This window comes from Paraburkholderia largidicola (genome assembly GCF_013426895.1).
GTDB lineage: Bacteria > Pseudomonadota > Gammaproteobacteria > Burkholderiales > Burkholderiaceae > Paraburkholderia > Paraburkholderia largidicola.
In genome coordinates this window covers 2,669,159-2,682,644 of the sequence record NZ_AP023174.1, presented here as the reverse complement: position 1 = coordinate 2,682,644, position 13,486 = coordinate 2,669,159, and the positions used below count along the sequence as shown (strand labels likewise).

Genomic DNA, 13,486 nt, shown 5'->3' with positions numbered 1-13,486 from the left:
CCGCGCCGGAACAGGAGATTGCAATGACGGAAACCACTGAACAGCTCGCGTTGGGCCGACAAAAACTTGTCCAGGATCTCAACGTGCTGTTGACCGATTCAGAAGAAATGCTGCGGCTTGCGGCAGCCGTGCCGGGCGAAGGTCTCGACGCGCTGCGTGAGCGGCTTCGCACGCATGTCGATTCCGTGCAAAACGCGCTTGCCGACGCTCAGACCTCGGCCCAGCGACGTTACCGCAGCGCGACCGTCCAGACCGAGCGATATGTGCGCCAGAATCCGTGGCAATCGCTGGGCATCGCGGCCGGCGTCGGCTTCGTGCTCGGCATGCTGGCCGCGCGCTGAGCGACGCCAATCCGGCAATGCGGCTGTGTGGCCGCCGTCCATTTCCATTCACGACAGCAAGGAGTTCGACATGGCACGACCCAGGATCGGCATATTTGGCGCCCTGTTCGCCGTGGGCGGTGTACTGGCATGGCGCTGGGTGCAAAAGCAGCGCGCCGCGCAACAGCCGCTTGCGCGCGACCTGACGCGCTGGGAAGGCGAGGGCGGCACTGTGACGGAGCCCGCGCAACCCGCGGCGGGCGCGCCCGGCGCACAGGTCGCGCCCGCGACGCATCTGCGCAACGGCAACGGCGCGGATCACGGTGATGCGTGGCCGTTCCCGCGCAGCTAACGTGAACTGAGCGGGCACCGACCGGTCACTCACGCGCACGGCGAAGGCGTTTCGATACGACCGTGCGCCACCACCTATGCGGGTTGATGTTTTTTCGACCCGAAGCCTTATAATGAGCAAAAAGCACAACAATAAGTGGCTTTTATAGCAAAATTTACGGCAATTGTTGCGTAGATGCGTTGATTCGGAAAGTTTTTCCGGTTGAGACGTCCGGCGCCGCGATGCAAGCGTATGCTTGAAAATCGCAGCGCGCGGGCGCTTTCGTCGTTCGCAACCTTCCGGCGAGACGCAGGCTGCGCGTATCCATGACCAGCATTTACGAGCTTTCCATACGCGATGCCACATGTATTGATTGTCGATGACGATCCGAGTACCCGCGAGGCGCTGGCGGCCATCATCGCGGAAGACGGGCTGACCACGGCGACAGCGGGCGATCTGCGCGAAGCCCGCATCCAGCTGGTGCGGCAAACGCCCGATGTCGTGTTCACCGATCTGAAACTGCCCGATGGCTCGGGCGTCGACCTGTTCGAGGATCTCGATCCGCGCTCGGGCGTCGAATTCGTCGTGATCACGGGGCATGCGACCGTCGAGTCGGCGGTGAGCGCGCTGAAGATGGGCGCCGCCGATTACCTCGTGAAGCCGATCAACATGCAGCGCGTGAAGGCCATTTTGAGCCGCCTGCCGCGCGCGGGCGACCTGAAGGCCGAAATCGGCACGCTGCGCGGCGAACTGCGCCGCATGGGCCGGTTCGGCCTGATGCTCGGCAATTCGCCCATCATGCAGCAGGTGTACGACCAGATCAGCCGCGTCGCGCCGACGGCGGCTTCCGTGATGCTGGTCGGCGAATCGGGCACCGGCAAGGAAGTTGCCGCGCAGACGTTGCATCAGTTGAGCCTGCGTCGCAAGCACGCGTTTCTCGCGGTCAACTGCGGCGCGATCTCGCCGAATCTGATCGAATCAGAGATGTTCGGCCACGAGCGCGGCGCATTCACGGGCGCCGACCGGCAGCACAAAGGCTATTTCGAACGCGCGAACGGCGGCACGCTGTTCCTCGACGAAATCACCGAAATGCCGATCGAGTTGCAGGTGAAGCTGCTGCGCGTGCTGGAGACGGGCATGTTCATGCGCGTCGGCACGACGAAGGAAATCGAAACCGACGTGCGCCTGATTGCCGCGACCAATCGCGATCCGGAGCAGGCGGTGCTCGAAGGCAAGCTGCGCCTCGATCTGTATCACCGTCTGAACGTGTTTCCGATCAGCCTGCCGCCGTTGCGCGAGCGCGGCAAGGACGTGGAGCTGCTGGCGCAGGCGTTCCTCGACGATCTCAACGAGAAACACACTACGAAGAAGCACTTCCCGCCTGCCGTGAAGGAAATGCTGCTGTCGTACCCGTGGCCCGGCAACGTGCGCGAACTGAAGAACTACGTGCAGCGCGCGCACATCATGTCGGGCACGGATTCGGACAGCACGGCCACCGTGCCGCTGCAGATTTCGCTGTCGAAGCCGACGGCAGGCACGGCGATCACGATTCCGTTCGGCACATCGCTCGCCGAGGCGGACCGTCAGCTGATTCTGGCGACGCTCGAACAATGCGGCGGCGTGAAGACGCGCGCGGCCGAGATTCTCGGCATCAGCCTGAAGACGCTGTATAACCGGCTCGTCGAATACGGCAACGATGCCGGGCGCGCCGACGGCGACGACATCAGCGACGAGCCGCAGGCGCTCGGCAAGGCGGACGCGTAAGCGCGCCGCTGGTGATATAGGCGAAAAGACGGATTAGCCGCTGTCCGCTCCGGCGGACGGCGTCACGACGGCACATGCCTTGCTGGTTTGGTTCAACAGTTGCCTGCGCGCGAAGCGCTGGCGATATCGAACGAAAACAGGGAGCCCAACCATGCCGGACCATGACGCCGTCCACGCTGTCTACGAAATCCACGCGCACCGCCCCGAACCCACCACGCCGAGCACGCCACCCGAGCCCAATCAGCCCGATACGGTGCCCGATCCGACGCGTGAACCGACCGACCCCGATACGCCCGCTATCGGCGATCCGCCGTCGCAGCCTTCTCAAACGCCGCATACGAGCGCGCGCATGACCCTGCTGCCGGAATTCTGACTTCTGGTTCAGGAATGGCGCGGTGCGGTCAGACTTGCGCGCGCCGCCGAACGCAATCAACGGGCCCGCGCCCTGTACGCGTTACAAAACCGCCGAACTTTTTACCGGCAATTTACGTTCATCGGCCTAGACTAATGTGATGCGTCCCGGGCAAACCGTGTCCGGGTAGTGGCCTTCCCCTGGAGGCGTTCCATCATGAGACATCCCGCATTGCGGCGCTCGGCGCGCCATTCGAAGCGCGATCAGCGCCCAGCCGGCGGCTCGGGCAATCCACCCGTCGGACCGGACCCGGCGCAGCAGAACCGCCCGGCGCCCGGCGCACCGCCAGACGGGGATCACAACCAGGGCGGCACGCGTCAGGAAGGGCTGGATTACCAGCGCGATCTGGGCTCCGAGCAGGACGCCTGAAGCCACTTTTCCAGTCGGTTCCGGCTGGATCGTCGAGCGAAAAATCTGCTGCGTGCGAGCTTGCGCGCAGCTGGTTTTTGCTCGCTTGTCACATTTGCATACATTTTTATTCCGTCTTTTCCTGTTTGACGGCATAGGACTTGCATGCCGTAAGTCGGAGTATCACCGCATGTACAGTCAACTGAATGAGGTGGAGCCGCAATGAGCAGATTGATCGTCGTTTCAAACCGCGTCGCGCCGACTCAGGAAGGACGCCCCGCAGCGGGCGGTCTCGCAATCGGAGTGCTGGACGCCCTGAAGGAAACGGGAGGGGTGTGGTTCGGATGGAGTGGGGAGACCGTCGCCGAGTCGTCGCCGCCCGTCATCGAGAAGCAGGGCAACGTGACCTACGCCACCGTGGGGCTGACCAAGCGCGACTACGACCAGTACTACCGCGGTTTCTCGAATGCGACGCTATGGCCGACCTTCCACTACCGCAATGATCTGTCGCGCTACGACCGGCAGGAATATGCCGGCTATCTGCGAGTGAACGTGACGCTCGCGAAGCAGCTGAAGGAATTGCTCAAGCCCGATGACATCATCTGGGTTCATGACTATCACCTGTTGCCGTTCGCGCGCTGCCTGCGCGATCTGGGCGTGAAGAATCCGATCGGCTTCTTCCTGCACATTCCGTTTCCCGTGCCGGAGGTGATGCGTACGGTGCCGCCGCACGAAGAGCTCGTGAAGTGCATGTGCAGCTACGACGTGGTCGGTTTCCAGACGGACGCGGACCGGCAGTCGTTCGTCGATTACATCGAGCGCGGCAAGCACGGCACGTCGAGCGACGAGAACATGATTCACGCGTACGGCCGCTTCCTGAAAGTGGCGGCGTATCCGATTGGTATCTATCCCGACGCGATCGCCAAGGCCGCCGAGCAGTTCACCGACCGCAAGCCGGTGCGTAGCCTGCGCGACGGCATGCGCGGCCGCAAGCTGATCATGAGCGTGGACCGGCTGGACTATTCGAAAGGGCTGGTGGAGCGCTTCCAGGCTTTCGAGCGTCTGTTGCAGAGCGCGCCCGGCTGGCATGGCCGCGTGTCGCTCGTGCAGATCGCGCCGCCGACGCGCGCCGACGTACAGACGTACCAGCGCATCCGGCAGACGCTGGAAGGTGAGGCGGGGCGTATCAATGGCCGCTTCGCGCAGCTGGACTGGACGCCTATCCAGTACCTGAACCGCAAGTACGAACGCAATCTGCTGATGGCGCTGTTCCGACAGTCGCAAGTGGGTTATGTGACGCCGCTGCGCGACGGGATGAACCTCGTCGCGAAGGAATACGTCGCGTCACAAGACCCAGCCGATCCTGGCGTGCTGGTGCTCTCGCAATTTGCGGGCGCGGCCGAGCAGTTGCCCGGCGCGCTGGTCGTCAATCCGTTCGATCTGTCGCAGATGGCCGAGGCGTTGGAGCGCGCGCTGTCGATGCCGCTCGCCGAGCGTCAGGCGCGTCACGCGGACATGATGGCGCCGCTGCGCGAGAACAATCTGTCGGTATGGCGCGATACGTTCCTTGCCGATCTGCGGCATGTCGCGACGGCTTCGTCGGTGACGGAGAAGGCCGTCAAGCGCGCGGACGTGACTGTCTGAGCTAACGTGCTCAACCTCGCGGGGCGCGCAGCTTCACGAACGGCAGCCTTTGCAGGCTGCCGTTTTCGTTTCCGGCCAGGCGTCTTTCAAACCATCGAGCCCGTCACGCCTGCTGCTGGTTCAGCTCGGTGAGCGGCACGGGCGTCTGACGCGGATCGAAATCCGCCCACCTTCCGCGTTGCCACTGGCCGGTCGCGCGCTCGATATCGGCGCCGCCCGCTTCGCGCAGGATGCGCGCCGCTTCCAGCTGGTTTTCCGGGCACACATGCACCGCGACGAGCACGCCCGAATTGCGCAGCTCATGATGCACGACGTCATGATGTTCGTGCGGGCCGCTCTGCGCATGGACCATCTTGCCCACCACCAACCCGAGATACGCGCCGACGCCCGCCGCAATCACGACGACGGGCATCGACGCCGAAAACGCAGTGAACACCGCGACGCCGATCACTGCACCCGCGACGGCGCCGATCGTCACCGCGCGGTGATGACGGGGGCGCGTCGGCGGTGGCGCGGAGGAGATCGTGGGCGCGGCGGCAGCGTGTTCGTCGAGCGGATGGCGCGCGTGCTGGCCGCGCGGATTGACGAAAAACAGCGTGACGTCTTCACCGGGGAAGCCGTTGTCGAAGAGCGTTTGGGCGGCGTCTTCGGCGGCGGGGAAAGTGGTGAAACGTCCAGCGACGATGAGTGACATGGTGCCCCCTATCGTTCAAAGGCCGAGGTTAAAGGCCAGAGCGAAACCCGCACCGGACGTCGCGACGGACGTCGGCGGCTGAAGGCTTCGTCTACAAGAATAGGCGGAAAGCGGGGCGTTGGAAGGTAGGCGTCACGCGGATGTCGGCGCGCTGTGTCGGACACGCATCGTGCTGACGAGCGCGCCCGCGCCCGCGAAGCACGCTGCCACGTAAAGCGTGAGCACGGGGCCGTGCTGCGGCGCGATGCCGAAGATCAGCGCGACCAGCGCCGAGCCGAGCGTTTGTCCCGTCAGGCGCGCGGTGCCGAGCATGCCGCTCGCTCCGCCGCTGCGGTGGCGCGGCGCCGCCGATAGCATGGTCCGGTTGTTCGGCGACTGGAAAATGCCGAAGCCCGCGCCGCACAGCGCCATGCGCCATACGATATCGAACGATGTGGGGTGCGCGCCGAGCGTCGCGAGCAGCAACAGGCCGAGCGCCAGCGTCGCGAGCCCGAGGCCGCCCAGCCAGCCCGCCGAGATCCGGTCCGACAGCACGCCCGACAGCGGCGCCGCGCCGACGATCACGAGCGGCCACGGCGTCATCAGCAGTCCCGTCTCGACCTGTGACAGGCCGAAATTGTTTTGCAGCAGGAATGGCAGCGACACGAACGCCAGCATTTGCGCGCAGAACGAGCACACCGACGTACCGACCGATAACGCGAAGATGGGAATGCGCAAGAGATCGACGGGCAGCAGCGGCGCGGGCTGCGTGAGTTGACGCCGCACGAAGAAATAGCCGATCACGATCGCGCCGATCAGTTCGGCGGCGACGAAGCCGTAGCGCTCGCCGTGACCGAAGCCATCGACGGCAAAAATCAGAAGCCCGAATACGAACGCGTTCATCACGGCGCTCGGATAATCGTACGGCGACGGGTGGCCTGCGTTGTGCGGCAGCGCGCGCCAGCCCACCGCGATGGCGGCGATTCCGATCGGCACGTTGATCGCGAAGAGCCACGGCCACGCCGCGACGGCGAGCACGGCGGAGGCCACCGTCGGCCCGACGGCGGACGAAACGGCCACCACCATCGCGTTGATCGCGACACCGCGCCCGAGGTGCGTCGGCGGATAGATCATGCGCACGAGCGCAGTGTTGACGCTCATGATGCCCGCCGCGCCGAAGCCCTGGATCACGCGGGCGAGCGCGAGCGTCGGCAGGGATGTGGCGAGCGCACAGCCGAGCGACGCGACCGTGAACAAGACCAGCCCACCCATATACACGCGCCGGTAGCCGATCCGATCGCCCAGCGACGACAGCGGCAACAGCGAGATCGTCACCGATAGCTGATACGCGTTGACGACCCAGATCGAGCTTGCGGGGCTCGCGCGCAGGTTCCGCGCGATGGTCGGCAGCGCGACGTTGGCGATCGCGCTATCGAGCACGGCGAGCGTGATGCCCAGCGCGACGACGAGGATCGCCCAGTAGCGCTGCGGAATCGGCAGCCCCAGTTCGGGTTCCGGCGCGGCGGCGGGGGAGGGAGGCGCGCGGTTGGAAGCGCCCGGTGGATGGCGATTGTCGGTCGACGAAGAAGCTTGCATTGTGTTGTTGTGATGAGCGGCGAGGCGGTCGATTCTCGTCGGTACTCGAGTCCAGGATTGTGATTCCTGTTGCCGCGACAACGGCCGTAACAGATGGCAACCGCTTCGGGCCGGCATGACACGCGTCTCGCGCGGCGGCCATGCCGGGCCGTAGAGCCTGGAGTGCCGCCGTTACTTCAGTTCGTACAGCCCCGTGTACGTGGCCGAATCGATTTCGTTCAGATGCGTCATGTAGCGCGCGACGGCGTTCGTCGTATCGGCGGTGAGCGGCAGGGTCGCCACCTTCAGCGCATGCACGCGGAAGATGAAGCGATGCGGCTTGTCGCCACGCGTAGGCGCTGCGCCGCCGAACCCCACCGTGCCGTAGTCGTTGCGAAACTGCAGCGCACCTGCCGGCAACAGGCTGCCGTCGGCTTTGCCAGCATTGCGGGGCAGCGAGCGGGCGTCGACGGGAATGTTGACGACGACCCAATGCCAGAAACCGCTGCCCGTTGGCGCGTCGGGATCGTAGACGGTGAGCGCCAGGCTTTGCGTGTCGGCGGGCGGCGCGTCCCATTGCAGCGCGGGCGACACGTTCTCGCCATCGCCAGAGACGCCGAACGACTTGTCGTTCATTTCCTGCGCCTTAGGCATGAAGCCGTTCGCAGGGAAGTCGTCCGACCAGATTCGAAAATCAGCCATCATGCGCCTCCTTCGGTGGATGGTTCCAGGATAGGCGGGAGCCGTTGAGAGACCGCTCGGAAGATAGCCTGGAGACTCCCAGTTAGCTAATCGAGTGTAGCACCGGCATCTTGCAAAATTCGTCGCGTCGCTTGAAGACGCAACCTCATGCGAGCGCTTTATGCGCGCTCTTCATGCAGCGGCGCGTCGCCGTGCAACCAGTCGATCAGCCGTTGCAGGACGCCGTCGATATCCCGGTTCGCTCCGCGCAAGGCGCATTCCCACACCGTCGCGACGCGCCAACCCGCGTCGAGCAGCGCGGCCTGAGCCTTTGCATCGTTGGCGCGGTTGCGACCGATCTTGTCGCGCCAGAACTCGGCGCGCGTCTGGGGCCATTTGAAGAGGTGACAGTCGTGACCATGCCAGAAGCAGCCGTGCACGAAGATCACCGCGCGATAGCGTGGCAACACGATGTCGGGCCGGCCGGCCAGATCGCGCGCATCGAGCCGGAAGCGGAAGCCCCGGCGATGCAGCAGGCTGCGGATCAGGATTTCAGGTTTCGTGTTGCGGCCGCGAATGCCGGACATCATCCGGCTGCGCGTGGCCGCGTCGACGATATCGACCATCAGTGCGCAAGCTCGGCCGCGCTTTCAGCCTGCGCCGCGTGTGTGAGCGCGCGCACATGCGGCAGCATGATGCGTGCGACTTCGCGCATCACGGGCACCACGACGCTGTTGCCGAACTGGCGATACGCCTGGGTATCGCTGACGGGGATGCGGTAGGTGTCGGGAAAGCCCATCAGACGCGCGCATTCGCGCGGCGTCAGACGGCGGGGGCGTTTTTTCTCGCCCTGATAGACGAGAATCTCTGAGCCGTCCTTGTGATAGCGCGCCGACAGCGTGCGCGTCACGCTTTGCGGATACGCCATCCCGTAGCCGAAGCCATTGCCCGCCGCGCGATGTTTCTCCGCGTAGTTCTGCAGGTAGGTCCAGAGCTTGGGCGTCAGTGTGTATTTGGGCTGCACCTGACGGGCGGCGTGATCGAAGAAACGGTCGCCGTCCCATGGCAGGACAGGCTCGCAGCCGTCCGTCCGATGCAGGATCGACGCGAGCCGCGGACCTTCTTCCGGCAGCCGCAGATCGTCCCACGAGAACGACGTCTTGCCTCGAAACCCGACGATGATGATCCGCTCGCGATGCTGCGGCGTGAAATGCGCGCCGTCGATCACGCGGTAATGCACCTCGTAGCCGAGTTCGTCGCGCAGTGTCTGAAGGATCACGTCGAATGTGCGGCCCTTGTCGTGCGACAGCAGGTTCTTCACGTTTTCCAGCAGAAACGCGGCGGGGCGGCACGTGGCGATGATGCGCGCGACGTCGAAGAACAGCGTGCCCTGCGTCGCGCATTCGAACCCGTGCGGGCGGCCGAGCGCATTCTTCTTGCTCACGCCGGCGATCGAAAACGGCTGGCAGGGAAAACCGCCCAGCAGAATATCGTGCTCGGGAACGGCTTCGGCGGGAAACGTGACGATGTCGCCGATCAGCGTGTGCTGCACGGCGCCGTCGCGGAAGTTCTCCTGATACGTTTTCTGCGAGAAGTCGTTCCACTCGCTGGTGAATACGCATTGTCCGCCGTGCGACTCGAAGCCCATGCGGATGCCGCCGATGCCGGCGAACAGATCGATGATGCGCGTGTTTGCTTCGTTGTCGTGCGCGCCGGCGTTGCGCACCGTGGACGGGCGGAGCATCGCTTGCAGCGCGGGTTCGAGCATCGCGGGGCAAGGCGTCTCGCCCTTTTCCCAGCGGCGCACCGTCTTGATGTCCTTGCCGACATGCGCGGCGATTTCTTTTTGTGTGAAGCGGGTGCGCGCCTGCTTCAGCAGTTCAAGCGGTGAAGCCTGAGTCACAGGAATCCTTGCTGGGAATTTTTGCGGACATTATGACCTACGAATGTCCCTGATTTGCGACTGCAGCGTGTTCCGCAGACAAATTTTCCTGCGCTGAGGCGGGTGAGCGCTTTTTGACGGAAGGGGAAGGCAGCCCCGGCGACGCGCCAGATCATCCTGTCGCTGTGTCGCCGGGTGTTCGCGCTGCTGGTTGCAGCATCATGGAAGGAAGCGCGGCGGGTCAATGAATGTTAAATGCACGCGGTGCGTCGATCCGCGCGGCTCGGCGTGGCCGCGCAGGCCCCCGCGGTTTTGCTCAGCGCTTGCGGCGTACGCGGTGCCGGTTCGCGTCACGCGACGCGGCGGGCCGCGCCGTCGTCACGGGCAGCGGCGCCAGTTCCTTCGTGCACAGCTCGTCGAGCTGCAACAGCAGATCGTCGATCGAGCAGAGCTGCGAATTGGTCAGGTGATCGGCGTCGAGCAGTTCGAAGAGGCGTTTGCGCCAGTAGGCGGCCGGGAGGATGGCCCCACCCAGGTCGCCATGCATCGAAGGCCGCATGACGCGGGCAATGTGCGCGATGTCCTGATCGATCAGAGTCGATTTGAACGATCCCGCCGACGAAGTGAGGTAATGGTCCATGCCCCGCACTACGGCAGGGATTTGGGAAACTTTAGGGTCAGTTTGAAAATATTTGTGCCGCGGCGCGTTTTACGCGGATCGGACGCGCGTGAGGTGGACGCGGGCTGCGGGCGAGTGGCCGTCTGTTTGCAGGCCGTGAACGGGTCGGTTCATGTCAGCGCGAGCGCGAGGCTGCAGGTGAGCACGACGATCATCAGGCCAGCGGCGATTGCAAGGTTGTACGGGTAGGGCATCTCTCAACCTACTGACGTATCCGAGGAGTGACGAGATGATAGAAGGACGCCGCGAGTCCGTCCGCAGACAAATGGCGCGTTAGGTGGGAGAGCGCACACTGGCTCGCCGCGCTCGCGCGCGAGCCCCGCTGGGCGGCCTTCCGGCGCATGCCGGGGCGGGAGCACGTGTGGCTTTTTTGCGTCGCGCGCGGCGTGCTCGACACGGCCCGGCACAGCGCGACGCGTGCTGTGTCAGACGGGCTGGTCGGGGGTCGGGGCTGGGTTGGCCGCGCCTTCGAGAAAACGGCGCGTCGCTTCGAACGATTGCAGCATCTGATCCGGCCACGGCGTTTGCAGCATGACAGCCTGGTGATTCTCGAACGCGGTGCTCAGCAGCTTCGACAGTTCCGGTGAGTTCAGATGACGCAGCAGCACGCTGACGGCGATGGCCGTCGCCTGGCTGGCGCCCGCCGTTTGCAGTTCGGAAGTGGTGAGAGCGGCGAGTTGCTTGTTGATATCCATGGGTTGTCCTTCGTTGTGCTGGCTTGTGTTGCGCGAAATGCGTAATTTTGTCACGGTCGGGCGAGGCCGGTCGGACCCGGACGGTCCGTGGGCACCCCGTCCAGCCGTGCTGTGCGGGCTCGTTCGCCATTCCCTTCCAAAAAAGAGAACTGTGTTTTGGCGATTACGGTAGTTTTCTTTGTTTATCGCGGCGGTACACTTGGTTCAAATGTTTTCGCCCCCGGAGTCGATCATGCTCGCTACTTTCTTTGTTCTTTGGCCGTTTGCCGCCGCGTCGCTGTTTGCGCTCGCCAAATTCTTCGATCAGCGCGACCAGCAACTGGCCAAGATTCAGGTAGTGGTGCGCCGCCATCGGTGAACGGCTGATCGTTGTGGCCGTTCGCCGCATTGCATGGCAATTCGGCTGTAGCAAACAAAAAACCCGCAGAGCGTGAGCTGTTGCGGGTTTTTTTGTGACGTCGTCCGTCGCCGATGTGGTCCCCCCGACAGGAATCGAACCTGTATCTAGCGCTTAGGAGGCACTCGTTCTATCCATTGAACTACGGGGAGGGGCCGCCGACGAGCGCAGAGTATAGCAAATCGCCCGTTGGCCAAAGCGGCTTTCGATGCGGGCTTTGCCTTGCCTGCACCCGCGCGGTGGCGGCTGGCGCGCCGCCCGGCTACCATCGGTCGATGACCGATGCTCACTACGCCGATCCGCGTCTCGTTGCCCTTTATGACGCGCTCAACCCCTTCGCCGCCGACACGCAGTTCTATATCGACCTCGCCGCCCGAACGGAGGCTTCGCGCATCGTCGATATCGGCTGCGGCACGGGGCTGCTCGCCTGTGAACTGGCGCGGCGCGGTTACACGGTGACGGGCGTCGATCCGTCGCACGCGATGCTCGATATCGCGCGCCGACGGCCGGGCAGCGATCGGGTGGAATGGATCGAAGGCGACGCGGCGCAACTGGGCGCAACGACCGCCGATCTCGCCATGATGACAGGCCACGTCGCGCAGGTTTTCCTCGACGACGCGAGCTTCGAGGCGACGCTCGCCGTTGCACGAGCCACACTGCGCCCAGGCGGACGGCTCGCTTTCGAAAGCCGTAATCCAGCCGTGTCGCCGTGGGCGGCGTGGACGCCGGATCTGTCACGCCGCGTGATCGACGACCCGCGCTACGGCGCCGTCGAAATCTGGCAGCAACTCACCGAAGCGAGGCATGACCGCGTCCGCTTCGACACTCGCTATCGCTTCTTTCGAGACGGCGACACCGTCGTCGTGCCCAGCGAGTTGCACTTTCGCAGCCAGGCCGCGCTGACCGAAGCGCTCGTCAGAGCCGGTTTCAGCGAGATGGAATGGTTCGGAGACTGGTCACGATCGTCCGTCGATCACGCGAGCCGCGAACTGATCGTCGTCGCAACACGCGACTGACTCAGGAAAGCGGTTGGGCCGCCAAAAACAAAACGGTCCGCCGGCATTGAACCGCGGACCGCTCTATACGAACGACGTTTCTGTAAGAAAACTGCCGATCAGAACTCGACTACAGCAAACTCAGCCTTGCCCACGTCGCACAGCGGGCAGCGCCAGTCCTCGGGGATATCGGCGAAACGCGTACCGGCGACGATACCTTCCTCGGGCAAACCTTCTTCTTCGTTATAGATCCAGCCGCAAATCAGACAGACCCAGCTCTTATATTCGATCACTTCACTCACGACACACGCTCTTCATTGATTCAATGCAAAATCCGCCAATCTGCCCCTTTTTAGTGCATTTGGCGGCGACCCGCAATATTACCGGAATTCGCCGGAAGACCCACGTCGTCCGTTCCGTTTACCGTTTCAGATCAACGCGAAGCAGCGTGCATCCCGGCGATCCCGCGTCCGGCGGGCCCGGCTCCAGCGTGTATTCTTTCCATACGATGCAGCCGTGCGCGAACGCTGATGTGCGCCGTGTCCATCGAGCCGCTTTAGCCAAGGAGAAAAACGATGCTGAATAACAGATGGTTGGCCGGCGCAGCGTGCGCGGGCATGCTGGTCATGTCGGGCGTAGCGCATGCCGCGGGCGTCTCGTTCGTCGAGCCCAAGGACGGCGCGACCGTGAGCAATCCCGTTCACGTGAAATTTGCCGTCGACGGCATGAAGGTCGTTCCCGCGGGCACGATCGCGGATGGCACGGGGCATCATCATCTGATCATCGACGGGCAGCCGCTGCCGAAGGGCGAAGTCATTCCCGCCAATGACAAGTCACTGCATTTCGGCAAGGGCCAGACGGAAACGGAGATTACGCTGCCGCCGGGCGATCACACGCTGACCCTCGATTTCGGCGACGGCGCGCACCGCTCGTATGGCCCGGAGATGAGCAAGACGATCACGATTCACGTGAAGTAAGCCCGGGCGCGCTGGTCGCGCCTTTTGCTGCTCACCTTCACTGCACGGAACGGTTTGTCGCTGCGAACGTCTGCCGGGACAGGCGTTCGCGCTCTGTTCCGTCCTTGAGTGTG

General features: G+C 64.0%; 17 protein-coding genes and 1 tRNA gene. 9 read left to right on the top strand and 9 right to left on the bottom strand.

Going from position 1 to position 13,486, the window contains the following annotated elements; translation table 11 throughout:
• The first annotated feature begins 23 nt into the window (after positions 1-23).
• From PPGU16_RS11955 to otsA, 6 genes are all read left to right on the top strand, one after another.
• On the top strand, positions 24-341 hold the full coding sequence (locus PPGU16_RS11955; protein WP_180720171.1) for an ElaB/YgaM/YqjD family protein: 318 nt from the start codon (positions 24-26) through the stop codon (positions 339-341).
• A 70-nt stretch (positions 342-411) separates the two neighbouring features.
• Entirely contained in the window at positions 412-672 is a 261-nt protein-coding gene (locus tag PPGU16_RS11950; RefSeq protein ID WP_180720170.1) for a hypothetical protein, read from the top strand.
• A 336-nt stretch (positions 673-1,008) separates the two neighbouring features.
• A complete protein-coding gene (locus PPGU16_RS11945) occupies positions 1,009-2,415 on the top strand; it encodes a sigma-54-dependent transcriptional regulator (RefSeq protein WP_180720169.1) in 1,407 nt (468 codons plus the stop codon).
• Between the two features lie 151 nt (positions 2,416-2,566).
• A complete protein-coding gene (locus PPGU16_RS11940; RefSeq protein WP_180720168.1) occupies positions 2,567-2,788 on the top strand; it encodes a hypothetical protein in 222 nt (73 codons plus the stop codon).
• Positions 2,789-2,983: 195 nt separating this feature from the next.
• Entirely contained in the window at positions 2,984-3,196 is a 213-nt protein-coding gene (locus tag PPGU16_RS11935) for a hypothetical protein (protein WP_180720167.1), read from the top strand.
• 201 nt (positions 3,197-3,397) lie between these two features.
• Positions 3,398-4,819: an alpha,alpha-trehalose-phosphate synthase (UDP-forming) gene (gene otsA / locus PPGU16_RS11930; protein WP_180720166.1), complete on the top strand. Its 1,422-nt coding sequence runs from the start codon at positions 3,398-3,400 to the stop codon at positions 4,817-4,819.
• Between the two features lie 103 nt (positions 4,820-4,922).
• On the opposite strand, the gene PPGU16_RS11925 is transcribed toward otsA, so the two are convergent.
• From PPGU16_RS11925 to PPGU16_RS11895, 7 genes are all read right to left on the bottom strand, one after another.
• On the bottom strand, positions 4,923-5,513 hold the full coding sequence (locus PPGU16_RS11925) for a glycine zipper domain-containing protein (protein ID WP_180720165.1): 591 nt from the start codon (positions 5,511-5,513) through the stop codon (positions 4,923-4,925).
• Between the two features lie 132 nt (positions 5,514-5,645).
• Complete coding sequence (locus PPGU16_RS11920; RefSeq protein ID WP_180720164.1) at positions 5,646-7,088, bottom strand: MFS transporter; 1,443 nt, start codon at positions 7,086-7,088, stop codon at positions 5,646-5,648.
• Positions 7,089-7,259: 171 nt separating this feature from the next.
• Positions 7,260-7,769: a YbhB/YbcL family Raf kinase inhibitor-like protein gene (locus PPGU16_RS11915; RefSeq protein WP_180720163.1), complete on the bottom strand. Its 510-nt coding sequence runs from the start codon at positions 7,767-7,769 to the stop codon at positions 7,260-7,262.
• Positions 7,770-7,927: 158 nt separating this feature from the next.
• Positions 7,928-8,374, bottom strand: a complete 447-nt coding sequence (locus PPGU16_RS11910) for a very short patch repair endonuclease (protein WP_180720162.1) — start codon at positions 8,372-8,374, stop codon at positions 7,928-7,930.
• Positions 8,374-9,651 (bottom strand): DNA (cytosine-5-)-methyltransferase, encoded by a 1,278-nt coding sequence (gene dcm / locus PPGU16_RS11905; RefSeq protein ID WP_180720161.1) that lies wholly within the window; start codon positions 9,649-9,651, stop codon positions 8,374-8,376. The genes PPGU16_RS11910 and dcm overlap by 1 nt, the downstream gene beginning before the upstream one ends.
• 295 nt (positions 9,652-9,946) lie before the next feature.
• Positions 9,947-10,270, bottom strand: coding sequence for a hypothetical protein (locus tag PPGU16_RS11900; protein WP_180720160.1), 324 nt, complete (start codon positions 10,268-10,270; stop codon positions 9,947-9,949).
• Positions 10,271-10,734: 464 nt separating this feature from the next.
• The gene (locus PPGU16_RS11895; RefSeq protein ID WP_180720159.1) at positions 10,735-11,004 is read right to left on the bottom strand and encodes a hypothetical protein; all 270 of its coding nucleotides are present in this window, start codon (positions 11,002-11,004) and stop codon (positions 10,735-10,737) included.
• Positions 11,005-11,236: 232 nt separating this feature from the next.
• Between PPGU16_RS11895 and PPGU16_RS43065 the strand changes: the two genes are divergently transcribed.
• The gene (locus PPGU16_RS43065) at positions 11,237-11,362 is read left to right on the top strand and encodes a hypothetical protein (protein ID WP_007587913.1); all 126 of its coding nucleotides are present in this window, start codon (positions 11,237-11,239) and stop codon (positions 11,360-11,362) included.
• Between the two features lie 116 nt (positions 11,363-11,478).
• On the opposite strand, the gene PPGU16_RS11890 is transcribed toward PPGU16_RS43065, so the two are convergent.
• Positions 11,479-11,553 (bottom strand) — tRNA-Arg (locus PPGU16_RS11890).
• A gap of 123 nt (positions 11,554-11,676) precedes the next feature.
• Here PPGU16_RS11890 and PPGU16_RS11885 point away from each other — a divergent pair.
• Positions 11,677-12,417: a class I SAM-dependent methyltransferase gene (locus tag PPGU16_RS11885; RefSeq protein ID WP_180720158.1), complete on the top strand. Its 741-nt coding sequence runs from the start codon at positions 11,677-11,679 to the stop codon at positions 12,415-12,417.
• Between the two features lie 98 nt (positions 12,418-12,515).
• On the opposite strand, the gene PPGU16_RS11880 is transcribed toward PPGU16_RS11885, so the two are convergent.
• Complete coding sequence (locus PPGU16_RS11880; RefSeq protein ID WP_274599968.1) at positions 12,516-12,698, bottom strand: rubredoxin; 183 nt, start codon at positions 12,696-12,698, stop codon at positions 12,516-12,518.
• 273 nt (positions 12,699-12,971) lie between these two features.
• Between PPGU16_RS11880 and PPGU16_RS11875 the strand changes: the two genes are divergently transcribed.
• Positions 12,972-13,373: a DUF4399 domain-containing protein gene (locus PPGU16_RS11875; protein WP_180720157.1), complete on the top strand. Its 402-nt coding sequence runs from the start codon at positions 12,972-12,974 to the stop codon at positions 13,371-13,373.
• The last annotated feature ends 113 nt before the right edge of the window (positions 13,374-13,486 follow it).